20 protein-coding genes and 2 pseudogenes are annotated in these 23540 nt (G+C 70.1%); 12 read left to right on the top strand and 10 right to left on the bottom strand.

Going from position 1 to position 23540, the window contains the following annotated elements; genetic code table 11:
• The first annotated feature begins 133 nt into the window (after positions 1–133).
• The gene (locus tag StrepF001_RS37220) at positions 134–2023 is read left to right on the top strand and encodes an ABC transporter ATP-binding protein (RefSeq protein ID WP_129802618.1); all 1890 of its coding nucleotides are present in this window, start codon (positions 134–136) and stop codon (positions 2021–2023) included.
• A 7-nt stretch (positions 2024–2030) separates the two neighbouring features.
• Here StrepF001_RS37220 and StrepF001_RS37215 read toward each other — a convergent pair whose 3' ends face one another.
• Positions 2031–3137: an NAD(P)-dependent alcohol dehydrogenase gene (locus StrepF001_RS37215; RefSeq protein WP_129802586.1), complete on the bottom strand. Its 1107-nt coding sequence runs from the start codon at positions 3135–3137 to the stop codon at positions 2031–2033.
• A 24-nt stretch (positions 3138–3161) separates the two neighbouring features.
• Positions 3162–4616 carry an aldehyde dehydrogenase family protein gene (locus tag StrepF001_RS37210; protein WP_129802585.1) on the bottom strand — a complete coding sequence of 485 codons (1455 nt, stop codon included), beginning with the start codon at positions 4614–4616 and terminating at the stop codon, positions 3162–3164.
• Between the two features lie 143 nt (positions 4617–4759).
• Here StrepF001_RS37210 and StrepF001_RS37205 point away from each other — a divergent pair, with 143 nt between their 5' ends.
• Positions 4760–5173: a MarR family transcriptional regulator gene (locus StrepF001_RS37205; protein ID WP_129802584.1), complete on the top strand. Its 414-nt coding sequence runs from the start codon at positions 4760–4762 to the stop codon at positions 5171–5173.
• A gap of 3 nt (positions 5174–5176) precedes the next feature.
• Here the strand turns inward: StrepF001_RS37205 and StrepF001_RS37200 are convergent, their stop codons facing one another.
• From StrepF001_RS37200 to StrepF001_RS48695, 5 genes are all read right to left on the bottom strand, one after another.
• On the bottom strand, positions 5177–6112 hold the full coding sequence (locus tag StrepF001_RS37200; RefSeq protein ID WP_129802583.1) for a PDR/VanB family oxidoreductase: 936 nt from the start codon (positions 6110–6112) through the stop codon (positions 5177–5179).
• Positions 6109–6279, bottom strand: coding sequence for a hypothetical protein (locus StrepF001_RS45915; protein WP_165396487.1), 171 nt, complete (start codon positions 6277–6279; stop codon positions 6109–6111). The genes StrepF001_RS37200 and StrepF001_RS45915 overlap by 4 nt, the downstream gene beginning before the upstream one ends.
• On the bottom strand, positions 6276–7340 hold the full coding sequence (locus StrepF001_RS37195) for an aromatic ring-hydroxylating dioxygenase subunit alpha (RefSeq protein WP_206307055.1): 1065 nt from the start codon (positions 7338–7340) through the stop codon (positions 6276–6278). Before StrepF001_RS37195 ends, StrepF001_RS45915 begins: the two co-directional genes overlap by 4 nt.
• A gap of 512 nt (positions 7341–7852) precedes the next feature.
• The gene (locus StrepF001_RS48700; RefSeq protein WP_240797833.1) at positions 7853–8203 is read right to left on the bottom strand and encodes a hypothetical protein; all 351 of its coding nucleotides are present in this window, start codon (positions 8201–8203) and stop codon (positions 7853–7855) included.
• Positions 8200–8541, bottom strand: a complete 342-nt coding sequence (locus StrepF001_RS48695; protein WP_240797832.1) for a LacI family DNA-binding transcriptional regulator — start codon at positions 8539–8541, stop codon at positions 8200–8202. Before StrepF001_RS48695 ends, StrepF001_RS48700 begins: the two co-directional genes overlap by 4 nt.
• A 14-nt stretch (positions 8542–8555) precedes the next feature.
• On the opposite strand from StrepF001_RS48695, the pseudogene StrepF001_RS37185 reads away from it, so the two are divergent.
• Positions 8556–8702, top strand: a pseudogene (locus StrepF001_RS37185) (alpha/beta hydrolase fold domain-containing protein); the annotation flags it as partial.
• 270 nt (positions 8703–8972) lie between these two features.
• Here the strand turns inward: StrepF001_RS37185 and StrepF001_RS37180 are convergent.
• Entirely contained in the window at positions 8973–10013 is a 1041-nt protein-coding gene (locus tag StrepF001_RS37180) for a LacI family DNA-binding transcriptional regulator (protein ID WP_129802582.1), read from the bottom strand.
• 309 nt (positions 10014–10322) lie between these two features.
• Between StrepF001_RS37180 and StrepF001_RS37175 the strand changes: the two genes are divergently transcribed.
• From StrepF001_RS37175 to StrepF001_RS37155, 5 genes are all read left to right on the top strand, one after another.
• Entirely contained in the window at positions 10323–11216 is an 894-nt protein-coding gene (locus StrepF001_RS37175; RefSeq protein WP_240797831.1) for a sugar ABC transporter permease, read from the top strand.
• Entirely contained in the window at positions 11213–12034 is an 822-nt protein-coding gene (locus StrepF001_RS37170) for a carbohydrate ABC transporter permease (RefSeq protein ID WP_129802581.1), read from the top strand. Before StrepF001_RS37175 ends, StrepF001_RS37170 begins: the two co-directional genes overlap by 4 nt.
• Positions 12035–12167: 133 nt before the next feature.
• Positions 12168–13433, top strand: coding sequence for an extracellular solute-binding protein (locus StrepF001_RS37165; protein WP_129802580.1), 1266 nt, complete (start codon positions 12168–12170; stop codon positions 13431–13433).
• A gap of 24 nt (positions 13434–13457) precedes the next feature.
• The gene (locus StrepF001_RS37160; RefSeq protein ID WP_129802579.1) at positions 13458–16670 is read left to right on the top strand and encodes an alpha-L-rhamnosidase; all 3213 of its coding nucleotides are present in this window, start codon (positions 13458–13460) and stop codon (positions 16668–16670) included.
• Positions 16671–16833: 163 nt separating this feature from the next.
• Positions 16834–17148: an aldehyde dehydrogenase family protein gene (locus StrepF001_RS37155; RefSeq protein WP_276322870.1), complete on the top strand. Its 315-nt coding sequence runs from the start codon at positions 16834–16836 to the stop codon at positions 17146–17148.
• 479 nt (positions 17149–17627) lie between these two features.
• On the opposite strand, the gene StrepF001_RS37145 is transcribed toward StrepF001_RS37155, so the two are convergent.
• Complete coding sequence (locus tag StrepF001_RS37145; RefSeq protein WP_129802578.1) at positions 17628–18575, bottom strand: helix-turn-helix transcriptional regulator; 948 nt, start codon at positions 18573–18575, stop codon at positions 17628–17630.
• Between the two features lie 137 nt (positions 18576–18712).
• On the opposite strand from StrepF001_RS37145, the gene StrepF001_RS37140 reads away from it, so the two are divergent.
• Together StrepF001_RS37140 and StrepF001_RS48690 are read left to right on the top strand one after the other, a co-directional pair.
• Positions 18713–19954 carry an MFS transporter gene (locus tag StrepF001_RS37140; protein WP_129802577.1) on the top strand — a complete coding sequence of 414 codons (1242 nt, stop codon included), beginning with the start codon at positions 18713–18715 and terminating at the stop codon, positions 19952–19954.
• A 104-nt stretch (positions 19955–20058) separates the two neighbouring features.
• Positions 20059–20199, top strand: a pseudogene (locus StrepF001_RS48690) (IMP dehydrogenase); the annotation flags it as partial.
• Positions 20200–20221: 22 nt separating this feature from the next.
• On the opposite strand, the gene StrepF001_RS37130 reads toward StrepF001_RS48690, so the two are convergent.
• Positions 20222–20887: a TetR/AcrR family transcriptional regulator gene (locus StrepF001_RS37130; RefSeq protein WP_129802576.1), complete on the bottom strand. Its 666-nt coding sequence runs from the start codon at positions 20885–20887 to the stop codon at positions 20222–20224.
• A 107-nt stretch (positions 20888–20994) separates the two neighbouring features.
• Between StrepF001_RS37130 and StrepF001_RS37125 the strand changes: the two genes are divergently transcribed.
• Positions 20995–22419, top strand: coding sequence for an FAD-binding oxidoreductase (locus StrepF001_RS37125; RefSeq protein WP_129802575.1), 1425 nt, complete (start codon positions 20995–20997; stop codon positions 22417–22419).
• Positions 22362–23174 carry a TIGR03619 family F420-dependent LLM class oxidoreductase gene (locus tag StrepF001_RS37120; protein WP_206307059.1) on the top strand — a complete coding sequence of 271 codons (813 nt, stop codon included), beginning with the start codon at positions 22362–22364 and terminating at the stop codon, positions 23172–23174. Before StrepF001_RS37125 ends, StrepF001_RS37120 begins: the two co-directional genes overlap by 58 nt.
• The last annotated feature ends 366 nt before the right edge of the window (positions 23175–23540 follow it).

Genomic DNA, 23540 nt, shown 5'->3' with positions numbered 1-23540 from the left:
CGGGGACGGCGGCTTACGTACGGGAAGCGGGCGGACTTCGATCTCTCCCGATCCCTCTCGATCCATCTCTTCGATCCATCTCTCCGAGGTTGACCTCAAGATTGATTGAGGTTCTACGGTCGGTCGTATGAGCATGGAGACCACGGCGTGGACGCAGCTGCACAGCGTCATGACCGCCCAGCAGGAACGCCGCCCCTTCGCCCGCGCCACGCTGCGCCGCATCGGCACGTTCGCCCGCCCGCACCGCCCCCGTATCGCCCTGTTCGTGCTGCTCGGGGTGGTGACCGCGCTGCTCGCCGTCGCCACCCCCGTGCTGGCCGGCCGCGTCGTGGACGCGATCGTGTCGGACGGCGACGAGGGAACCGTCGTACGACTCGCGCTGCTGATCGCGCTCATCGCCGTCGTGGAAGCGGCGCTCGGCATCCTCGGGCGCAGGCTCTCGGCGACGCTGGGGGAGGGGCTCATCCTCGATCTGCGGACGGCGGTGTTCGATCATGTGCAGCGCATGCCGGTCGCCTTCTTCACCCGCACGCGTACGGGCGCGCTCGTCAGCCGTCTCAACAACGACGTCATCGGCGCGCAGCGGGCGTTCAGCAACACGCTGTCCGGAGTGGTGAGCAACCTCGTCACGCTGGTGCTCACCCTCGCCGTGATGCTCACCCTGTCCTGGCAGGTCACGCTGCTCGCGCTGGTGCTGCTGCCGGTGTTCGTGGTGCCCGCCCGGCGGATGGGCAGCCGCATGGCCCGCATGCAGCGGGAGGCGGCGACGCTGAACGCGGCGATGGGCACCCGTATGACCGAGCGTTTCTCGGCCCCCGGCGCCACCCTCGTCAAGCTCTTCGGCCGTCCCGAGCAGGAGTCGGCGGAGTTCGCAGCCCGGGCCCATCGGGTCGCGGACATCGGAGTCCGCACGGCGACCCTCCAGTCGGCGTTCATCACCGCGCTCACCTTGGTCTCGGCCCTGGCGCTGGCCCTGGTCTACGGCCTCGGCGGCTGGTTCGCCCTGCGCGGCACCCTGGAAGCGGGCGCCGTCGTCTCCCTCGCCCTGCTGCTGACCCGGCTGTACGCGCCGCTCACCGCGCTCGCCGGGGCACGCGTGGAGGTGATGAGCGCCCTTGTCAGCTTCGAGCGGGTCTTCGAGGTACTCGACCTGAAGCCGCTCATCGAGGACAGGCCGGACGCCGTCGAGGTGCCCGACGGCCCGGTGGCGGTGGAGTTCGACGATGTGCGCTTCGGCTACCCCTCCGCCGAGAAGGTCTCCCTCGCCTCTCTGGAGGAGGTGGCGTCCCTCGACACCCGAGGTGGCGCCGAGGTGCTGCGCGGCGTCTCCTTCCGCGCCGAGCCCGGGCGGACCGTCGCCCTCGTCGGCTCCTCCGGCGCCGGCAAGTCCACCGTCGCACAGCTCCTGCCGCGCCTCTACGACGTCGACGAGGGCGCCGTGCGCATCGGCGGCGTCGACGTCCGCGACCTGACCGCCGACTCCCTGCGCGCCACCGTCGGCATGGTCACCCAGGACGGCCACCTGTTCCACGACACGGTCCGCGCCAACCTGCTGCTGGCCCGGCCCGCCGCGACCGACGACGACCTGTGGGACGCCCTGCGCCGGGCCCGCCTGGACGAGCTCGTACGATCCCTGCCCGACGGCCTCGACACGGTCGTCGGTGAACGCGGCTACCGCCTCTCCGGCGGCGAACGCCAGCGCATGACCATCGCCCGGCTGCTCCTGGCCCGCCAGCGGGTGGTCGTCCTCGACGAGGCCACCGCCCACCTGGACAACACCTCGGAGGCGGCGGTCCAGGAGGCCCTCACCGAAGCCCTTCAGGGCCGCACCGCCATCGTCATCGCCCACCGCCTGTCCACGGTGCGCACCGCCGACCTGATCCTGGTCCTGGAAGCGGGGCACATCGTGGAACGGGGCACGCACGAGGGGCTGTTGGCAGCCGGGGGACGGTACGCGGAGCTGTACCGGACACAGTTCGAGGAGCGGGCGGCGGAGGTGCCGGCGGACGCTGCGGCGGCGTAGAGAGTCCTCAGAACAGCAGGACCGGCTTGATCGTCTTGCCGGCGATCATGTCCTGCCTGGCCTGGTCGATGTCCTCGAAGGCGTACTGCGTGATCAGTCGGTGCACGGGCAGCCGGCCGTCGCGCACCAACCGGACCAGGGCGGGCAGGACGGTCTGTGTCTCGTTGTCGCCGAGGGTCAGACCGACGACGTGCCTGCCGGGCAGCATGCCGTTCACGTCGAGGGCCATGTCGGTCCCGAACGGGGGTGCGCCGACGAGGACGAGCGTTCCGCGCGGGGCGAGCACCTCGGTGCCCGTGCGGGCCACCCGCACGTTGCCCGTGGTCTCCACGATCCCGTCGGCTCCCTGCCCGCCGGTGATGTCGGTGACGGCCTCGACGGTGTCGGACTCGCCGGCGTGGACGGTGTGGGTGGCGCCCAGGTCACGGGCCAGCTGCAGTCGCTCGGCCACCCGGTCGATGGCGATGATCGTCGTCGCCGGGGTGAGGGCTGCCGCCATCACGGCCGACAGGCCCACGGCGCCGGCACCGAACACCACGACGGTGTCGCCCACGCGCGGTGCGAGGACGTTCCAGACCGCTCCCACGCCGGTCTGGACCCCGCAGCCCAACGGTGCCACCGACGCCGGCGCCACCTCCGCGTCGACCTTGACCAGACTGCGCTCGCTCACCAGGGCATGCCGGGCGAAGGAGGACTGGCCGAAGAAGTGGCCGCCGATCGGCTCGCCGTCGCGGCTGAGGGTGCTGCTGCCGTCGGGGCGCCGGCCGCCGATGAGATTGCGTTGCAGCCAGGTGGCGCAGTAGGCGGGGTGGCCGTCGAGGCAGTTGCGGCAGTCGCCGCACGAGGTGAAGGACAGCAGGACGTGATCACCCGGTGCGACGCGGGTGATGCCCGGCCCCACTGCTTCCACGACACCGGCGCCCTCGTGGCCGAGGACGCCCGGCAGCGGGAAGGGCAGGGCGCCGCTCGCCACACCGAGGTCGGTGTGGCACAGGCCGGCGGCCGCCATCCTGACCAGGACCTCGCCGGGGCGCGGTTCGTCGAGACGGATGTCGCTGAGGGTGAAGGGCGCGCCGCCGGTCTCGACGACGGCTGCCCGAGTGGTGATGCCCATGGGGTGACTCCTTGGGGGTGCAGCTCAGTCGAGCGAGACGACGACGGACTTGGTCCTGGTGTAGGAGGCGAGGGCTTCGGGGCCGTACTCGCGCCCGTATCCGGAGTCCTTGACGCCGCCGAAGGGCACGGCCGGGTCGAGCATCGCCCAGTCGTTGATCCAGACGATGCCCGCCTGGAGACGGTCCGCGACCCGGTGGGCCCGGGCCAGATTGGTGGTTTGGACGCCGGCGGCCAGTCCGTAGACGGTGCTGTTGGCCAGGGCCACCGCCTCGTCCTCGGTGTCGAAGGGCTGGACGGTCAGGACCGGGCCGAAGATCTCCTCCTGGACGACACGGGAGTCGGGGGCCAGGCCGGCGATGACGGTGGGCCGGTAGTAGTAGCCGCCGTTCAGGTCCAGGGTTTCGCCACCGCAGACGATGCGGCCGCCCTCCTTGCGGGCGAGGGCGACGTACTCCTCGACCTTCTCGACATGCCGGACGGCGGCCATGGGGCCGACGACGGTGGCCGGGTCACGCGGATCGCCCACCGGGATGCCGGGCACGGCCTGGGCCAGGGCGCCGAGGATCGTGTCGTACAGCGGCCGGGCGACCAGCAGCCGCGGCCCGCCCATGCAGAACTGGCCGGTGTTGAAGACGAATCCCTTGATGATCGCGCCGATCGCCTGCTCCACGTCGGCGTCCTCGAACACGATGTGGGCGGCGTTTCCGCCGAGTTCCATGGTGACCGGCTTGAGGGCACGACCGGCGACGGCGGCGGCATGGCGGCCGACGCCCGTCGACCCGGTGAAGGCGATCTTGTCGACGCCCGGGTGGCCGAGCAGGGCCTCGCCCGCCACATGGCCGGAACCGGTGACCACGTTGAGGACCCCGTCCGGAACACCCGCCTGCTGGAGCAGCTGTGCCATGAACAGGGCGCTGAGCGGGGTGTCCTCCGCGGGCTTGTGCACCACCGTGTTCCCTGCCGCCAGGGCGGGCGCGATCTTCGTACTGGACAGGATCAGCGGGAAGTTGAACGGGGTGATCGCCGCAACCACGCCCAGCGGCTCCCGGCGGGTGTAGGCGAAGGCGTTGAGCGGCGTGTCGCGGGTGGCGCCGTCGAGGGTCTGCGCCAGCCCGGCGCAGTACTCGTACTGCTCGACGGCGGTCATCACGTCGACGGGCCGGCACAGGGCGACCGGCTTGCCGACGTCGAGGCTCTCCAGCCGCACGAGTTCGTCCGCGTTCTCCCGGATCAGGCCGGCGACCCGGTGCAGGATCCGGGCGCGCTCCCGCCCGCTGGTCGCGGCCCAGGGGCCGGTCTCGAACGCCTCGCGGGCTGCGGCGACGGCCGCGTCGACGTCGGCAGCATCCGCTTCGGCCACGGTGCCGACTGCCCGGCCGGTGGACGGGTCGACGACCTCCCTGCGGGCGCCGTCCGAGGCCTCGCGCCACCGGCCGCCTATGAACAGCAGGCCGTCCTCGATCTCCTGGGGGCTCATGGCTTGCCGAGTCCTCTCTGTGCGGGTCGGCGGATACGCGGGGCCATCACGTCGCCACCGTGGTCCATCAGGAATCCTGATAAAGCTGATGAAGTGCAGTCTCGTGACGATCAGGATTCCTGTCAATGGCCTAGGCTGGCTCCATGTCCCCTTCCCTGCTCTACCTGGTCAAGCGGCTCGAGCTGGCCATTCGCTCGCACCTCGACGAGCTGCTGAAACCGGCCGGTATCACGGCGCTTCAGTACACGGCCCTCACGGTCCTCGAGCGGCACGACGGGCTGACCTCCGCCCAGCTCGCCCGCGCCTCGTTCGTGACCGCCCAGTCCATGGCTGACCTGGTGCGCACCCTGCAGGCCCGGGGACTCATCCGCCGCGAGCGCAACCCGCACAACCGCCGTGAACTGCTCATCCTGCTCACGGATGAGGGCCGCGCCCTGCTGGACGACCACGCCGAGGCGGTCGCCCTGCTCGAGGAGCGGATGCTCCGCGAGTTCTCGGCCCAGGAGGTGGACGGGTTCCGCACTGCCGTCTCCCGGGCCTGGCATGCCCTGGTGTGACCGTCAGAGGTCCAGCACCAGCCGCGCTCCCCGGCAGCGGGACACACAGATCATCATCGTCTCGCCGGCCGTACGCTCCTCGTCCGTGAGCACCGAGTCGCGGTGGTCCGGCGTGCCGTCGAGAACGTCCGTCTCACAGGTCCCGCAGGTTCCCTCGGTGCAGGAGTAGAGCACCTCGATGCCTGAGGCCCGCACGGTGTCGAGCACGGAGACGCCCCGGGGGACGGTGAGGGTGCGACCGGTGCGCTCCAGCACCACCTCGAACTCGCCGTCCGGGCCGGTCTCCTGCTCCCTGGCCCGGAACCGCTCCACGCGCAACACGCCCCCGGAGCAGCCCGCCTCCACCGCGTCCAGCAGCGGCTCGGGCCCGCAGCAGTAGACGAGCGTGCCGTCGGGCAGGCCGTCGAGAACCGGGGCCAGGTCCAGTAGCCCGGTCTCGTCCTGCGGAGCGATCGTGACCCTGTCCCCGTAGCGGCCCAACTCCTCGGTGAACGCCATCGAGTTGCGCGTACGCCCCCCGTACAGCAGGGTCCACTCCGCGCCCGCCGCCTCCGCCGCGGCCAGCATCGGCAGGATCGGCGTGATGCCGATGCCACCCGCGACGAAGCGGTAGCGGGGAGCCGGTTCGAGGGCGAAGTGGTTGCGCGGCCCGCGGACCCGAACCTTTTCGCCCCGACTCAACTCCGCGTGCACGTACGCCGATCCGCCACGCCCGTCGATCTCGCGGAGCACGGCGATCCGCCACGCGTGCCGCTCCGCCGGGTCCCCGCACAGGGAGTACTGCCGTTCCAGGTCCGGCCCGAGCACCACGTCGATGTGGGCGCCCGGCTCCCAGACAGGCAGCTCCTCGCCCAGCGGATGCCGGAGGGTGAGGGCGAGCACGCCGTCGGCCACGGGCTCCCGGCGGTCGACGACGAGTTCGGCTTCGTACGCGCTCATGAACTGTTTCCTCGCGGCTCGTGTCCCCGGGGGTGGGCGAGCATCCACTCCCACATCTCGACCGGGTCCTGGGCGGTGTGCTCGGCACCGCAGTGACAGGTGCCGTGCAGGAGGTCGGTGCCCGGCAGCCAGTCGACGCGGTAGATCTCGCCGGTCGGTGTGCTCACCGGACCCTCTCCAAGGGCTTGTCCCCCTCCTCGACCAGACGGGCGAGGATGCGGCGCGCGGCGAGACCGCCGGTGTCGATGTTGATGCTGAGTTCCTGGTAGCCGGCCGGCTCGGAGCCCAGGGCACCTTGCAGCAGGTTCAGCGCGTCGACATCCTGCATGACCACGGTGTGGTTGAAGTCCCGCAGGAACGTGGTGACTTCCTCGTCGTCGGTCGCGAAGTCCCGGGACACCGCCCAGAAGTCGTACACCTTGCCGGGGCCCGACGGCGTGATGGCGTAGGTGATCTCGGTGTGGAAGCCGCTCGGGTCGCTGCCGTCCGCCTCGGGCACCACCCCGACCGGGGCGATGCGGCTGTGCAGCAGATACAGACAGGGCGCGTGGTACTCGATGTCCTGCCACCGAGTGATCCGCCCCTGTATCCCGGTCGAACGGGCATAGAACGGCGGGCACTCCGCGTCGTCCATGTGCCGGCTCACCCGCACGATGCCCGCCCCCTCGTCGACCTCGGTGGTGATGGGGGTCTCGGCGACCTCGGGGGTGCCGATGTAGCCGCCGTGCAGATAGGTCTCGTGGGACAGGTCCATGAGGTTGTCGACCAGCAGGCCGTAGTCGCAGTCGATGGGCTCCATCCCCGTCACCGTCGTCATCGCCGGGTCCGCCAGGTGCGGCGCCCGCGGGATCCGCTGCGGATCGGCCAGCGCCGGGTCGCCGATCCACACCCAGATCAGCGCGTCCTGCTCGACCACCGGGTACGCGGCGACGCGGGCTGTGCGCGGGATGCGCTTCTGGCCCGGCACGTACACGCACGTGCCCGTCGTGTCGTACGTGAAGCCGTGGTAGCCGCACACGATCCGGTCGCCGTCGAGCCGGCTCTCGGACAGCGGGTACCGGCGGTGCACGCACCGGTCGGCGAGCGCGACGGGGCTGCCGTCCTCCTCGGTGCGGTAGAGGACGAGCGGCTCGCCGAGGATGGTCCGGCCGAGGAGTTCGCGGCTCACCTCGTGCGCGTAGGCGGCGACGTACCACTGGTTTTTGGCGAAGGCGGTCATGTGGGGCATGGGGTTCCCGTCCTTGTCGGCGGGGCGTCGTCGCCCCGCGTGCCGTGGTTGGGAACAGGTTCCTGACAGGCGCGGCGACGACGCAAGGCGGCTTCTGCCAGGCGGAAGCGTCTCTACGAAAGAGCTGGTCAGGGCCTTGTCAGGCGTCCTGCTTGTCGCAGGCAAGGGCTGCGGAGTAGCGCCGCTGGGTGGATCACTCCTGAGATGGCCGCTGATGGGTTTGGCGAGCACGTCTGATCGCGGTGCTGCCGTGATTGCCCGGAAGTGGAACTCTTGTTGGTGAACGCGCCAATTTCTTGTCGGTTCTTGAGCGGTACACCGGCAGAACTTGCATTGCTGCAGTTCAAGACTGGTCAGTGCTGTGGCGGGGGCGTACCGGGTCGAATCTGGGTCCAATTGGCCCGTCTTGGTGTACCTGGCTGTGTTGTCGCAGGTCAGGGTGGTGGCAGGCGGGATCACTCCGTGGGGAGAGGTGGACGGCTGCACGGCACAGCTGCTGGTGTCCTCGCCCGTCAGCAGGGCGAGGGCGATGTTGTCGTTGAAACCCTCCGCACATCCGGTTCCGGGAGGTCCCATTTGGCGCAGACCTTGCGGACGCCGTCCAGCCGCGGATGGGCCAGGACGTCGCGTCCCGGCAGGTCGGGGTAGGCGTAGCCGAGCCGACGGTGGGGTGCCGCGAGGTGTCGTGCCTGCAGTGCACCGATCGGCTGCTCGGACACCAGAGGAGGCCGGGGCTCACCCCGTACCGACCCGTGCATCGCCATCACCACCTCGATGCCCGCCACTCGCATCGCCTCCGCCTCCGGTTCGGTGAACTCCTGCAAGGCCAACGCCGCCGCCGGTGTCATGGCTTTCCAGATCACCCGCAGGGGCGGGCGGGATTAGCCGACGAGTGCACCACGAAGGTCAGCCCGTGCTCGGCGAAGGCGTTGGTCAGCTGCTGGATGAGCCGTCCGAGGACATGCTCGATCGGCCAGTCGGGCAGCAGACCGAGGACGAACTCCGAGCGTCCCGTGCGCAGGGCCCGCGCCGCGGCCGAGGGCGCGTAGCCGAGCCGGGCGGCCGCATCCCACACCCGCTGGAACGTGGCCTCGGGGATCTTCTGATGGGACACGCCATTGGGGACGTAACTCACCGTCGCGCGCGAAACCCCGGCCTCCCGGGCCACATCCGCGCTGGTCACCCGCCTGCCCTCGGACACCCCGGTCACCCGCCGCCCGCGCGGACGACCTGTCCGGTCTGCCCCCGGCGTTCATCGACGTGGACTCGGCGGAGACCTTCCGCGACGAGGACGTCGCCTACGCGAGCCGCATCTGGCAGGCGGGCGGTACCGCCGAGCTGCATGTGTGGCCGGGCGGCTTCCAAGCTTCCGACAACCTTGTGCCGCTGGCAGCCCTCGCAGCGCCGGCGGGGCGGCGCCTGCTGGGAGCCAACGGTCCTTTCCGGGGCACCGGCCACTCGCCGACTGTTCCCGCGGGGACGGGCGTCCGGTCACGCGGGAGGCCGCGAGACGGACGAGTTCTGGCCGGCGGCTGTGGCGACCGGCTCCTGTGCGAGGCCTGCGCCGCCCTCGGGGCACGCGCACGGCGCGGAAGAGCTCTCTTCGCGCGGCCCTGCCTTGGGTGACCGTGTTCACCTCCTCGGTTCCGCGGTGGTCCGGCGCGGCACCAGCTTCGGCGAGAGTCTGACCTGGACCGACGGCTTGTTGCGGTCGGCGATCCGCTCCAGGAGCAGGCGCGCGGCGTTCTCGCCGATCTCGCGGCCGGCCTGGTCGACGCTGGTCAGTGAGACCGGGCCGAGCGCGGCGAAGGTCGTGTTGTCGTAGCCGGCCACCGAGATGTCGTCGGGTACGCAGACACCGGCTTCGGCGAAGGCTTCCAATACTCCCATGGCGACGATGTCCGCCCCGGCGAAGACCGCCGTGGGCCGGCGGGGGCGCGCGAGCAGTTCCTTGGCGCCCTGGAGCCCGCCCTGCGGCGTGTAACTGGTGGAGACGACGTCGATCTCCCCGGCGAGGCCGAGGGAGCGCATGGCACGCCGATACCCTTCCGCCCGCTGGGCGTTGGGCATCTCCTCGAGACGCGCCGGATCGGTCTCACGGTGCTCGATGTGGGCGATGCGACGGTGCCCCAGCTCGGCGAGGTGGCCGACGACCAGGGCCGCACCTGCTATGTCGTCGTCGTTCACGGTGTCGTACGCAGCCGAGTGCCCATGGCGGCCGACGATCACGGTCGGCACGACGGAGGCCAGATGCTCCAGGTGGGAGCCCGGTGAGACGGGCGCGACCAGGATGAGGCCGTCCATGCCGCGGTCGATCAGCGCCTCGGTGATCCGCGCCTCCTCCTTCTCCCCGTTGCAGCCGGGTCCCAGCAGCACCTGGTAGTCGGTGTCCGCGAGCCGGCCGGTGATGCCGTCGAGGATCTCGGGGAAGAAGGGGTTGCGGATGTCCGGCAGCATCACGCCGATGGTGTACGTCTGGCCACGCAGCCCCCGGGCGGCAGCGAGGGGACGGTAGCCCAGTTCGTCGATCGCGCGGCGTACCTTCGCCCGCATTTCCGGGCTGGCTCCGTAGGCGTTGCGCAGCACCTTGGACACCGCCGTGGTGGACACCTGGGCGTGACGCGCGACGTCGACGATCGTGACGCGGCGAGGCGATGCTGACGGCTCCTCCATCGGTCCTCCTCCGACGCCCGTGGAAAACGTTGCCGCAGAGTGTACGGGCGAACGCTACGACTTACGTATGCGCCGAAGGCCAGGTCTTGCCGCTGGAGCGGCGTAACACTCCCGCATGGTGCACGACATCTTGACGTCGCCCGGGACGCTCCCTAGGGTCTGGCACCACCATTGGGAAACGTTACCCACCACCCGCCCGAGCACTACTCGCCCAAGCCTGGGCCTCCGCGAAGCAGAAGCCGACAGCGCGTCGGCAGGCGCGGGATTGAATCGTTTCAGAGGATTCGTTTCAAGGAAGTAGGTCCGCCCGTGAAGGTCGTCCCCGCCCGCCCAGGGCGCACCGGACCCCCGTGGTGGTTCATGGCACCGGCACTGCTGCTGTTCACCTTCGTCGTCCTCATTCCTAGCGGGCGCGGCGTGTACTACGCCTTCACCGACTGGGACGGCCTGAACCCGGACTTCTCGTTCGTCGGCCTGGGCAACTTCGCCGACATGCTCCGTGACGCGGACGCGAAGCAGGCCGTCTGGCACACGCTGCTGATCGCCGTGTCGATCACCGTCATCCAGAACGGCGTGGGGCTGGTCCTGGCCCTCGGGGTCAACACGGCCATCAAGTCCCGCAATCTGCTCAGGGTGTTGCTGTTCGCCCCGGCCGTGGTCACCCCGATCGTGACCGCCTACCTGTGGCGCAACCTGCTCGGTCCGGACGGCGCCGTCAACAGTCTGCTGGGCGCTGTGGGGTTGGGTGACTGGCGGCAGGACTGGCTGGGCAATCCCGACCTTGCCCTGTGGGCCGTGGTGGGGGTGATCGTGTGGCAGTACGCGGGCTACTCCATGGTCATCTTCCTGGCCGGGTTGCAGTCGGTGCCCCAGGAGATCCACGAGGCCGCGGCGATCGACGGTGCCGGTCCCGTGCGTCGCTTCTGGTCGGTGACCCGGCCGCTGCTGGCCCCGGCGTTCACGATCAACCTGATGCTGTCGATCATCGGCGGGATCAAACTCTTCGACCAGGTCTACGCGTTGACCGGCGGCGGGCCGGGGCACGCCACCGACACCATCTCGACCCTGATCTACAAGGACGCCTTCACGCTCGGGGAGTTCGGCTACAGCATCGCCCTCGCTGTGGTCCTGACGATCATCGTGGCGGTCGCCTCCACCGGCCAGTACTTCTTCCTGTCCCGGAACGAGAGGGCCGCATCATGACCCGCTACCGCCCCCGCACCCTCGCGCTGGAACTCGCGATGATCGCCGTCGCCCTGTTCGTCGGCTTCCCGGTGTACGTCCTGGTCAACCTCGCCGTACGCCCCACCTCGGACACCTCCTCACCCCTCCACCCGACCACGTCTCCGACCCTGGACAACTTCACCCAGGCCTGGCAGCAGGGCTCGCTCGGCGGGGCGCTGGCCAACAGCGTGCTGGTGACGGTGTGCAGCGTCGTCATCGTGCTGGCCATCTCGTCCCTCGCGGCGTACCCGCTGGCCCGCATCACGGCCCGCTGGTCCCGGACGACGTACCTGCTCGTCCTCCTCGGCCTGGTGCTGCCCTTCCAGCTCGCCTCACTGCCGTTGTACCAGACCATGCGCGACCTCGGCCTGCTCGGCACCCCCTGGGCACTCGTCCTCTTCTACGCCGGCCTGCAGGTGCCGTTCACCGTCTTCCTCTACGTCGGTTTCCTGCGCGCCCTGCCCCGCGACTTCGAGGACGCGGCCCTGATCGACGGATGCACCCCGCTGCAGGGCTTCCGCTACGTCGTCCTGCCGATGCTCAAACCGATCACCGTCACGGCCCTGGTGCTCAACACGGTCGCCGTGTGGAACGACTTCTTCACCCCGCTGCTGTACCTCAGCGGCAGCGCCCAGCAGACCATGCCCGTCGCGATCGCCGGCTTCGTCGGTCAGTACGTCACCGACTGGAACCTCATCTTCGCCGCACTCGTGATCAGCATCCTGCCCGTCCTGATCGTCTACTTCCTGCTGCAGCGCAGCATCATCAGCGGTTTCGCGGGCGGGCTGAAGGGATGACACCCGACGCCCGCCCTCAGTGTCACCGCTACCCCCACTGTCACCGCTACCCCCACGCTCACCGTTACTCCCACTCCCATCGCTACTCCACCCCCACCGTCCCCGAGCCCGCCGTCTCCTCAAGGGAGTCATCATGAACACACGCACACCCAAGGCGCTGGCCGCGGCGGTCACGGCCGCCGCCCTCCTGGCCGCATGCAGCGGTGGAACGAAGGCCGCCTCCGACGGTGGGGGCTCGAAGACCCTGACCCTCGCCTCCGTCGACCAGGGCTCCGTCGAGGACGTCGTCAAGGCGTTCGAGAAGGCCAACCCGGGCGTCAAGGTCCGCTACACCACCAGCGGCGCCGACCAGTACCAGCAGCAGATCCGCACCCAGCTGTCCTCCGGAACGGCACCCGATGTGATGTCGGTCTGGCCGGGCAACGGCAACCCCGCCGCCAACTACGTCCTCGCCAAGCCCGGCTACCTGCGCGATCTGTCGGACCAGCCCTGGGCCGCCAAGATGCCCGACGCGATCAAGAGCGTGGCCCAGTACGAGGGCAAGACCTACAACGCCGTCTTCGGGCAGAACGGCATCGGCGCCGTCTACAACGAGCAGGCCATGGCCAAGGCCGGCCTCACCCCGCCGGACACCTGGACGAAGCTGCTGGACTTCTGCCGGGCCGCCAAGGCCAAGGGAACTCCCGCCTTCGCGCTGGGCAACCAGGACAACTGGGTGACCCAGCTGGTGCAGTACGCCCTGGTCGCCACGAGCGTCTACGGCCCCGACCGCGACTTCGACCAGAAGATGCAGGCCGGACAGGCCACCTTCGCCAAGTCGCCGTGGACCACCGCTCTCGACAAGTACCTAACGATGGAGAAGACGGGCTGCTTCCAGAAGAACCCCCTGGGCACGAACTACGAGGCCAGCCAGCAACTCGCCGCCACCGGCAAGACGCTCGGCATCATCCAGGGCAACTGGGTCATCGCCCTCCTCAAGCAGAAGAACCCCAAGGGCACCTTCACACTCAAGGCGCTGCCCGCCACCGACGACCCCGCCGACACCCTCATACCCGCCGCCGCGGGAGCCGGTTACGGCGTCAACGCCAAGGCCAAGAACGAGGAACTGGCACTGAAGTTCGTGAACTTCGTGATGTCGCCCCAGGGCATGAACGTGTTCAACAAGAAGCAGGGCAGCCTGCCCACCCTCCCGGACACGGGCTATCAGGTCGACCCGTCGCTCACCGAACTCGCGAAGTTCATCGAAACGAACCGCACCGTGCCGTTCATGGACCAGCTCTGGCCCAACCCCAAGGTCCAGCAGACCATGCTCAGCGGCCTCCAGGAGATCTTCAGCGGCCAGTCCACGCCCAAGAAGCTCCTCGCCGAGATGGACGCCGACTACAAGGCCGGATCCTGACCAGTCGATTCACAAGGAGTTCTCATGTCCCTGGATCAGGGCATCGCATTGAGTCGTAGACAGGTTGTCGGAGGCGTGGTCGCCTCGGGGGTGGGGTTGATGCTGCCGATCACCGCGGCTCGGTCCGCCGAAGCCGACGACGACACCCACGGGCCGAAGGTCATCGGCCTGTCGGTCGACGGACGTACGGGCACCCTGCTCGGTGTCGACGACGCCGCTCCCAGGCTCGGCTGGCGGACGGTGGGCGTGGGTGCCGGCTGGGCGCAGGCCGCGTACCAGGTGCGCGCCGCGCGCGGCGAGCGGGAGTTGCGCGAGGGCCGGTACCTGTGGGACTCCGGCAAGGTCCGCTCGGACGACCAGAACGACATCGCCTGGGGCGGGCCGCCGCTGGGCTCCCGCCAGCAGGTCGTCTGGCAGGTCCGGGTCTGGGGCACCGACGGCGAGGCCACACCGTGGAGCCGCCCCGCGACCTGGGAGATGGGCCTGCTCAAGCGCTCCGGCTGGGGTGAGGCCCAGTGGATCGAGTACCCCGGCCGCACCCTCGACCAGCCTCTGCCGGTCTTCGCACGCGCCTTCGAGGTCGACGGGCGGCACGGCGCGAAGGTCACCCGTGCACGGCTGTACGTGTCCGGCGTCGGCCTGCATCACGTCCAGCTCAACGGCAGCCCCGTCACGGACGAGGTGCTCGCACCCGGCAACTCCAACTACCAGCTCTCCACGGAGTACCGCGCCTACGACGTGACCCGTCTCGTCCACCCCGGCGCCAACACTCTGGGCGTCGAACTCGGCCACGGCACCGCGCTGGTCACGCGCTCCGTCACCAACTCCGCGACCGGCCGCACCGCCCCGTACAGCTGGTGGCAGAGCCAGTTCAAGGGAAGCGGCACCCTGGCCGCGGCGGCACCGGCGGGCGCCACCGACGTCAAGGTGAGCAGTGTGACCGGCTACCACGTCGGCGGCACCCTCAACATCGACACCGGCGACGGCGGAGAGCGGCTGGAGTCCCGCACCATCACCGCCGTCGGCACCGCAGGCGCCGACGGCACCGGCATCACCTTCGAGCCGCCCCTCAAGACGGCACACGCCACCGGCGCGAGCGTCACCGGCTCCGGCAACTCGCTTGCCAGTACCGACCCCAGCGCGGGGGCGGCCGTCACTCCCCGTCTGATCGCGCGCCTTGAGCTGACCAAGGCGGACGGCACGACCCAGACCGTCGTCAGCGACCGCTCATGGAAGACGGCGCTCGGCCCGACGACCCTCGCCAACTGGTACTCCGGCTCCGACTACGACGCCCGCCGCGAACAGCCCGCCTGGACCGCCCCCGGAGCCGACCTCGGTGAGACCGCCAAGCGCCGCGACGGCACCCCCGTCGGCTGGGTGCGGGCCGGCATCGCCCCGCCTCCCAACCTGACCACCGACCTCGTCTGGCGTGTGGCCGAACCGGTGAAGATCGTGGACAAGCTCCGGCCGGTCAGCGTGACACAGCCCCAACCCGGCGTGTGGGTCTTCGACTTCGGCCAGAACTTCGCCGGCTGGCCCCTGCTCAGGCTCGACGGCACCGTGCCCGCGGGCACGACGATCACCATGCGACCGGCCGAGTCCCTCACCGCCGACGGCACCGTCGACCAGGCTTCCCTCATGGGCGGCGGCGCCGCCCGCGGCACCGATCTCTTCGCCACCTACACGACGTACGGTGACCCGGACGGCGAGAGCTGGCACCCGCGGTTCCACTACTTCGGCATGCAATGGGTGCAGGTGACCGGCCTGCCGCCGGGCTACACCCCCACCGAGGACACCCTCACCGGCCTCCAACTGCACGCCGACGTCCCGGAGACGGGCCACATCCGGACCTCCGACGACCGGATCAACCGGATCCACCGCATGGCCCGTTACTCGATCATGAGCAACACGATGTCCACGTTCACGGACTGCCCCGGCCGCGAGAAGCTGGCGTACCCCGCGGACTACCTCCAACCCTTCGCGTCCCTGCACCGCACCTTCGGCTACGACGCCTACCTGCGCACGATGGAGCGCCACCTCGCGGAGGGCCAGTCCAGGTCCGGCGACAACATCGGCAACGTCGCGCTCAAGGCCCCCGTGTACGACTGGGGCTACACCGGCCGGTTCGGCGACGAGATCAACTGGGGCGACGGCATCATCCTGACGCCGTGGCTGCTGTACGAGACGTACGGCGACACGCAGACGATGGCCCGCTACTACCCGCAGATGCAGGCGTTCCTGAACTATATCCGGACCCGCAAGGCCGGTACTGGCGCGAACGCCTACATCGTCGACGCCGCCCTGGCCGACTGGATCGCCGCCGAGAACACCTCCGGCCGCATCACCGGCACCTGGGCGTACTACCAGATCGCCGACCGCATGGCGAAGATGGCCGAGTTGATCGGACGCGACGGCGACGCGAACGGATACCGCAACCTCGCCTCCACCATCAAACAGGCCTTCAACGACGCCTTCTACAACCGCTCGCTGGGCCGCTACACCAGCGAGGGCGACCAGGGCGCCGCCGGGGCGACGCAGGCCGCGCAGGCGCTCGCGCTCGTCGAGGAACTGGTACCCGAGGGCGAGCGTGAGCGCGTCCTCGACGCACTGGTCGAACTGGTCAAGGGGTATCAACCGTTCGGCGGTGGGCCGCACTTCAGCGGCGGGACCATCGGACTCGCACCGATCGTCCGGGCGCTGATGGACGGTGGCCGTGACGACGTGCTCTGGGACGTGCTCTGGGAAGACACCCGGCCGAGCTACGGGTTCTTCATGGCGCCGACCACGGCGAACCCCGGCGGCCTGACCACCATCCCCGAGAACTGGGACATCCGCGCTTCGAAGAACCACATGATCCTGCTGCAGATCGAGGAGTGGTTCCACAGCGGCCTGGCGGGTATCCGGCAGGCGCGAGGATCCACCGGCTACCGCAAGCTGGTCATCGACCCGCGGGTGGTCGGCGACCTCACCCATGTGGAAGGCAGCTACCAGACGCCCCAGGGCAAGGTCGCCTCGGAGTGGACCCGCAGGAACGGCACCTTCCGCCTCAAGATCGAGGTGCCGCCGAACACCACGGCCGAGGTGCACGTGCCGACCGGTGGCGGCCGGCCCCGCACGGTCTCCGACGGGGCGAAGTTCGAACGCATCGACGGCAATCGGGCGATATTCAGCGTCCGGTCCGGCAGCTACGTCTTCACTGCCCGCGACACACACCCCGTGGCGGCCGAGGGCGCGTAGCCGAACAGGAGGCACAGGACGACCGTATCGCTCATGCCCTCCTCGATCCGCTCACCGTCAAAGTGGCCAGACCCGCAGAGCGGCGGTGAGCGGTAGAGCGATGCGGTCCAGCGGACCCTGGCAGACCTCGCCCCGCTGAGAGGCCACGGCCGGGGCGGTCAGGATGCGGTCGGGACCGCCGCGTCGAGGCCGCGGGCGGCAACCAGCTGCGCGCTGGACGTACCGGCGCGGCATCTCCGCGGGCATGGTCAGCGTCAACAACACCACCTCCGGAGCCGAGGCGCACCTTCCGTTCGGCGGCAACGGCAAGTCGGGCAACGGCGGCCGCCAGTCGGGGCAGTGGGTGCTGGACCAGTTCACCCGCTGGCAGTCGATGAACTGGGATCACTCCGGCCGTTCGAGCCCGCCGCCATGCTGGGCAGCCCCATCGCCATCGCCCTCGGACACACCGTGCTCGCCTCGCCGATCGCGGTGCTGATCCTGATCGCGACCCTGCGCGGGATCGACGAACGGCTCGAGGACGCCGCCGCGAGCAAGCCCGCCCCCCGCTCGAAGTACGCGGCGAGCTGGGTATTCAGCGGCGGCACTTCCTTTGCGACGCCCCCGTCCCCTAAGGACTCGGCGGCCCGTCCCCCTCTGCGAACCGCCATCCGCGCGGCCACCGGCGAGGTGCCGTACCGCATCCCTCCGTCACGAACGTCAGAAACTCGTCGACGATCAGCGGACCCGCGTCACCTACGGTGCGGCGAACTCCTCGAAGTCCCGCTCCCGGTACCCCGAGCGGCGCTCGCTCCAGAGCTTCCACGGCGTCGGGGCCGTCGCCGAGGTTTTCCAAGCGGCCGCGGCGGCCTCGCCGTCCCGAACGACCGCAACCGGTGGCGACAACTGACAGCCGCCCCGCAATCCGCCTGAAACAAGATCACCGGACCCTGCGGAATTCGGGGAGCTCACCCGGCCTCACCGGGACGGGCCGCGGGTGTCGGTGCCGCTCTCCTTGGGCTCAGCGTGGGCGGAGGGTCGGTTCTGGTGTCCGGCAGGGGTGGCTGCCCAGCTGGCGAGGAGCTTGAGCCGGTCTTCGTCGGGGGTGCCCGGCTCGGCGGTGTAGAGCGTCAGGGAGTGGGCCTCGTGGGCGGAGATGGGGAGATCCATCGGCTGGTAGGTGAGTTCCAGTGGCCCGGCGACAGGGTGGTGGAAGCGTTTGACGCCGCCGTGGTGGATGCGCACGTTGTGGGCGGCCCAACGGGTGCGGAACTCGGCGCTGACGGTGGACAGCTCACCGATGAGCTCGCGCAGAGCCTTGTCGTACGGGTAGCGCCCGGCTTCGACGCGCAGCATGGCGGCGGTGGTGTTCGCGGCGCGATCCCAGTCGCCGACGAAGTCGGGGGCGCCACGGTCGAGGAACCAGTACCGGGCGAAGTTGGGGCGGCCGCGTTCGTCCGTGGTCTCGCTGTCGAACAGCGGCGCGAACAGGGCGCGGGCGAGTGCGTTGGAAGCCACCATGTCCATGCGGCCGTTGGTGACGAATGCCGCGGACAGCGCGATGGAGTCGAGCAGCCACTGGACGCGGGGCGGGATGTCCACGGCCTTGCGCCGACGGGGTGTGCGACTGGACCGCTGGGCGGCCATGGCCAGGTCGAACAGGTAGGTGCGCTCCTCCTCGTCCAGTTGCAGCGCACGGGCGACCGCGTCGAGGACGTCCTCGGACACACCGCTGATGTGGCCCTTCTCCAGCCGGGTGTACCACTCGGTGCTCACGCCGGCGAGAACGGCGACCTCCTCGCGCCGTAGCCCCGGGACCCGGCGGCGGCCGCTGGTGGGCAGCCCGGCCTGCTCCGGGGTGATCTTGGCGCGCCGGGTGGCAAGGAAGTCCCGGATCTCGGAGCGGTTGTCGGGTTGCTGATCCATGCCCTCCACGGTAGGCGGAAGCCGCCGGAAAGGGAGGTTGAGCTTGTACCCCCCATAAACACGACCTTCTTCTCGCGCGATGGAGCCGGTTTCGTGGGTCTCGCAGCTCGACCGGTCCCCTTTGGAGAAGAGAGTCAATGAGCACGCGAGGAGAAACTCTCCACGCACCCGCAGACCTGGGCGCCGGAGGGCGCGAGCGATCGCCCGCCCGGCTTCCGCTCGTCATCTACGTGCTGGCGCTCGGCACGTTCCTGATGGGTACGACCGAGTTCGTGGTGGCCGGTCTGCTGCCGGAGATCTCGGGCGACGTACAGGTGAGCGTGGCCCAGGCCGGCCTGTTGATCACCGTGTTCGCGGTCGGAATGATCGTCGGCGCACCGCTCATGGCGATGCTGACGCTGCGGCTGCCCGCGCGGCTGACGCTCGTGCTCGCCCTGGGCGTCTTCGCGGCCGGACACGTCGTCGTCGCGCTCGGTTCCAGCTTTGCGCTGCTGCTCGCCGCACGGTTCCTGACCGCGCTGGCGACCGGAGCGTTCTGGGCCGTGGCCAACGTGGTCGCCACCCGCGTCGCCGGTCCCGCCGCGAGCTCCCGCGCCCTGGGCGTGGTGGGCTCCGGTGCCATGCTCGCCAATGTCATCGGTGTGCCGCTCGGCGCTTTCGCCGGGCAGCTCACGGGCTGGCGGGGACCGTTCTGGGCGCTCGCGGTCCTGGGAGCCGCCGCCATGGGGCTGATCGCCCGCTACGTTCCGCACGACGGTGCGGGCGACCGCGCCGTGTCGATCCGGTCTGAACTGTCCGCGCTGCGCTCCGGCCGCCTGTGGCTGGCGCTGGCGGCCTGCGCGACCACCAACGGTGGTGTTCTGGGAACGTACAGTTACATCGCGCCGCTGCTCACCGACCATGCCGGCCTCGCCGCCGGGCTCGTGCCCCTGGTGCTCGTCGGCTTCGGCGCCGGTGCCCTGGTGGGCTTCCTCGTCGGAGGCCGCCTCGGCGACGTCCGCCCGTATGCGACGACCATCACGGCGGCGGCGTCCACCACGGTCATCCTGCTGGCGATCTGCCTGCTGTCGGGCTACGCCGCCCCCACGATCGTGCTGGTCGCCCTGCTGGGGCTGTTCGGGCTCGGTGCCAACCCGGTGCTGATCTCCCTGGCCGTGCGCTTCGCGGGCCGGGCACCCACACTGGGCTCAGCGCTCACCGTCTCGGCGTTCAATCTCGGCACCGCGGTCGGCTCCTGGATCGCCGGCCTCGCTCTCGACTCGGCCCCCGGGGCCACCGGCCCCGCCGTGGTCGGTACCGCCGTCGCGGCGTTGACCCTGATCCCGACGACCGTTATCGCGCTGACCCAGCGCCGCCGCCCGGCGCTTGGCCTCCCCTAGGCACCGCACCGCGGGTGATCCAGGTCGCGGCATTGCCTGAACACAGATCGGCCCAGTAGGCGCCGGCAGAGAAAGCAGCCAACAAGGAACAAGGAGATCCACCCATGCGTGGAGTAGTGATGCACAAGGCCGGTGACGTCCGGGTGGAGGAGCGCGAGGACCCGAAGATCCTCGAGCCCACCGACGCCATCGTGAAGCTGACCGCGACCTGCATCTGCGGTTCCGACCTGTGGCCCTACCGCGGCGGTGCTCCTGGTATGCCGGAGGTCAGACTCCGAAACGCGTCCGGAAGAACTCGTCCAGGTCAGGTCGGGTGGCAGCGGGGGTGGGCAGGCGTTCGGCGCCGGGAGCGCGCAAACCGTCGAGAAGCACGGAGAGTTGGCGGCCGGTCAGGTCGACGGTGAGGTCGCCGGCGGCTTCGTCCCCGGGAATCCTTGAGGGCAGGGAGGCCATCATCAGGACCAGGTCGTAGGTGTTCACGTCCGTTCGGAGAGCCCCCTCCCGCTGAGCCCGGTCCATCAGGTCCTCCAGATCCGCCAGCAGGGCGTCCCGCGCGGCTACCAAGGCCGGGCCGGACTCTGTGGTGCGTCTGCGGGAGACGGGGAACATCTGGCTGCTGCGGACCTCGGCCATGTGACGCATCACGCGGGTGAATGCGGACCAGGCATCCGGTTCCTCGTCCACGGCGCGCGCCAGAACCTCCGAGGTCTCCCGCATATGGCCGATCGCGACTTCCTCGACCAGGGCGTGCTTGTTGGGGAAGTGCCGGTAGATGGTGCCCATGCCGAGGCCGGAGCGGCGGGCGACCTCCTCGATGGACACCTCGAAGCCCCGCTCAGCGAAGACAGCGCGGGCCGCCCGCAGGATCTGCCGGACGTTCTCACGCGCGTCGGCCCGCTGGGGGCGGGCACCGGACGGGGCAATCTCACTCATGTCCTGGGATGTTACGCTCCTGCACCAGAACCGGAAAATGAATTTCCGGTTAGCCTCAACCGCCGGGCTGCCCGCGGACGCGGCTGCCCGCCTTCAGGGAGGCACGCATGAGCCCGACCGGCTCGACCCCCACATCCCCCACCCACTCCGACTTCCCGGCCGACTTCCGCGGCACCGTTCTGCGCCCGGGTGACGACGGCTATGACCAGGCCAGGGCGGTCTTCAACGGCCGTGCCGCCGACCACGGACCGGCACTGATCGCCCGCTGCGCCGACGAGGACGACGTCGCCACCGCCCTGCGCTACGCCTCCGCACGCGACCTGCCCGTCGCGGTACGCAGCGGCGGCCACGGCTCCGACGGCCACGCCATGCCGGGCGGCGCCCTCGTCATCGACCTGTCCGGCCTGCGCGAGATCACCGTCGACCCGGACACCCGCACCGTGCGGGCCCAGGCCGGCGTCCTGCTCGGCGAACTGGACGCCGCCGCCCAGGAATACGGGCTGGTGGTGCCCTCCGGAACCGTCACCACCACCGGAGTCGCCGGACTGACCCTCGGCGGCGGCATCGGCCACCTCATGCGCCGCTTCGGCGCCACCGTCGACAACCTGCTCGCCTGCGAAATGATCACCGTGGACGGCCGGAAAGTCCGGGCGGACGAGACGGAGAACCCGGACCTGTTCTGGGCACTGCGCGGGGGCGGCGGCAACTTCGGTGTCGTCACGGCCTTCGAGTACCGCGCACACCCCCTGGGCCCGGACGTCGTCTCCGGAATGATCGTCTTCCCCGGCGACCAGGCCGCAGCCGTCCTGGCCCAGCTGCCCGCCTTCATGGCCGACGCGCCCCGCGAACTCGGACTGGCGGCCGCGCTCACCTTCGCACCGCCACTTCCCGCAGTGCCCGAGGAGGCGTACGGAAAGCCGATCCTGATGCTCATCCCGGTCCACACGGGCGACTTCGCGGAGGCGGAGAAGACCGTCACGGCACTCGCGGGCCTGGGCGCCCCCGTCCTCAACACGGTACGGCGCACCACCTGGCTCGAGACGAACAGCATGCTGGATGCGACCGCCCCTTACGGCTGGCGCGCCAATGCGCGCGGCGGCTATCTCGCCGCACTCACGGCACCCGTGATCGACACGCTCCTGGAGCGTCTGGCCGCCTCGCCGAACCTTCCGGGCACCGTCACCGCGATCAACGTCTGGGCGCTGGGCGGCGCGATCTCCGAGGACGTCGACGAGGAGGCCACCGCCTTCTCCCGGGCTGGAGCCTCCTGGCTCTGGGAGACCGCGACCCTGTGGACGCAGGCGGAGCACGACGCGCCCTACGACGCCTGGGCCGACGCGACCACGACCGCCATGCAGCCGCACAGTCTCTCCAACGCCTACATCAACCTGACGGATGATCAGGGCGAGGCATGGCGTCGCGATGTGTGGGGGAGCGGGGCCAAGTACCGGCGGCTCGCCGAGATCAAGGCCGAATGGGATCCGCGGAACCTGCTCCGCCACAACAAGAACATCGCACCCGCTGGCGCATAAACGCCACTGTCCACTACCGCTCGGTCGCGGACCCGCTGGTCACGCTGACGCTGGCCGCCGCGGTCACCGAACGGGCCCGGCTCGGCACCAGCGTGCTGGTGGCACCGCTGCACCTACCGTTCCAGCTGGCGCGTTCGCTGGCCTCCCTGGACGCGGCCAGCGGCGGACGCCTGGTCGCGGGCCTGGGAACGGGCTGGTCGCTGGACGAGTACGCGGCCGCGTCCGTCGCCTCGTTCGAGAAGCGCGGCAGGGTTCTCGACGAGGTGCTGGACGTGTGCCGGGCCGTGTGGGGCCCGGATTCGGTGTCCTACGAGGGGGAGTGGACGACGATCGCTCCCTCCGAGGTCGGCCCGAAGCCGGCTCGGCCGATTCCCGTGCTGCTGGCGGCGTCCAACGAGCGTTCGATGCGCCGTCTGGTCGACCGGGCCGACGGCTGGATGCCGGGGGCGAGCACCGTGGAGCAGACCGCCGCCGCGTGGCGGCGGCTGCGGGACCTGGCCGCCGAGCGAGGCCGCACCGCGCCGATCCAGACGGTGCTGCGGGTCAACGCCTGGTACACGCCCACGGCCTATCAGGGCGCTGACCGCTTGCCCTTCCAGGGCGACGCCAAGCAGATCGTGGCCGATTTGGCGCCCTACGCCGAGCTGGGCTTCGAGGAATTCCTGCTCGATCTGCAGGCCACCACGCGCGATGGCCAGGAGCTGACGGACGCGGCCGCGGACGTCTACGCGACGGCGCGGGCCGCCGGGATCTGATGCCGCCTCAGGGACCGTGCGAGTGGTGAGTCGAGGCTGCGGATCCAGAGACGGCGCAGGATGAATACGGTCATCCCGCAGAAGGACGACCAGGCCACGCGCCCCACCAAGGGTGGCTGTCGGGCACGGTGGCCTGGTCTCCTGCGGCACCGTGCTGTGCGAGGAGCACAGCACCGTGGAGTGGTGCATTGATCAAGGGGCGACGGGGGCCTGGCCACCCGCTACGAGAGATCAAGCGAGCTACCTCGCCGCTGGCTGCGGCTGCGCAGCACGGTCCATGTATGCAGCGCTGGCGGTGCCTTGACATGAGGGACGCATGAATCGCCCTGCGTTTGAAGCTCGATTGCCCTACAGCGCCGTGGTTCG

The organism is Streptomyces sp. F001 (assembly GCF_004187715.1).
In the GTDB taxonomy this organism is placed as follows: domain Bacteria; phylum Actinomycetota; class Actinomycetes; order Streptomycetales; family Streptomycetaceae; genus Streptomyces; species Streptomyces flavusporus.
This window is presented reverse-complemented; position numbering and strand designations above follow the sequence as displayed.

Bases quoted from the DNA above. Each gene is read 5' to 3' on its own strand.
- StrepF001_RS37210 (WP_129802585.1), bottom strand. From the start codon at position 4,616: ATGAGCCCCCAGGAGATCGAGGACGGCCTGCTGTTCATAGGCGGCCGG.
- StrepF001_RS37195 (WP_206307055.1), bottom strand. From the start codon at position 7,340: ATGCCCCACATGACCGCCTTCGCCAAAAACCAGTGGTACGTCGCCGCC.
- StrepF001_RS37160 (WP_129802579.1), top strand. From the start codon at position 13,458: ATGTCCCTGGATCAGGGCATCGCATTGAGTCGTAGACAGGTTGTCGGA.
- StrepF001_RS37165 (WP_129802580.1), top strand. From the start codon at position 12,168: ATGAACACACGCACACCCAAGGCGCTGGCCGCGGCGGTCACGGCCGCC.
- StrepF001_RS37215 (WP_129802586.1), bottom strand. From the start codon at position 3,137: ATGGGCATCACCACTCGGGCAGCCGTCGTCGAGACCGGCGGCGCGCCC.
- StrepF001_RS37180 (WP_129802582.1), bottom strand. From the start codon at position 10,013: ATGGAGGAGCCGTCAGCATCGCCTCGCCGCGTCACGATCGTCGACGTC.
- StrepF001_RS37220 (WP_129802618.1), top strand. From the start codon at position 134: ATGGAGACCACGGCGTGGACGCAGCTGCACAGCGTCATGACCGCCCAG.
- StrepF001_RS37130 (WP_129802576.1), bottom strand. From the start codon at position 20,887: ATGAGTGAGATTGCCCCGTCCGGTGCCCGCCCCCAGCGGGCCGACGCG.
- StrepF001_RS37125 (WP_129802575.1), top strand. From the start codon at position 20,995: ATGAGCCCGACCGGCTCGACCCCCACATCCCCCACCCACTCCGACTTC.
- StrepF001_RS37170 (WP_129802581.1), top strand. From the start codon at position 11,213: ATGACCCGCTACCGCCCCCGCACCCTCGCGCTGGAACTCGCGATGATC.
- StrepF001_RS37140 (WP_129802577.1), top strand. From the start codon at position 18,713: ATGAGCACGCGAGGAGAAACTCTCCACGCACCCGCAGACCTGGGCGCC.
- StrepF001_RS37145 (WP_129802578.1), bottom strand. From the start codon at position 18,575: ATGGATCAGCAACCCGACAACCGCTCCGAGATCCGGGACTTCCTTGCC.
- StrepF001_RS37205 (WP_129802584.1), top strand. From the start codon at position 4,760: ATGTCCCCTTCCCTGCTCTACCTGGTCAAGCGGCTCGAGCTGGCCATT.
- StrepF001_RS37155 (WP_276322870.1), top strand. From the start codon at position 16,834: ATGCGGTCGGGACCGCCGCGTCGAGGCCGCGGGCGGCAACCAGCTGCG.
- StrepF001_RS37200 (WP_129802583.1), bottom strand. From the start codon at position 6,112: ATGAGCGCGTACGAAGCCGAACTCGTCGTCGACCGCCGGGAGCCCGTG.
- StrepF001_RS37120 (WP_206307059.1), top strand. From the start codon at position 22,362: ATGGGATCCGCGGAACCTGCTCCGCCACAACAAGAACATCGCACCCGC.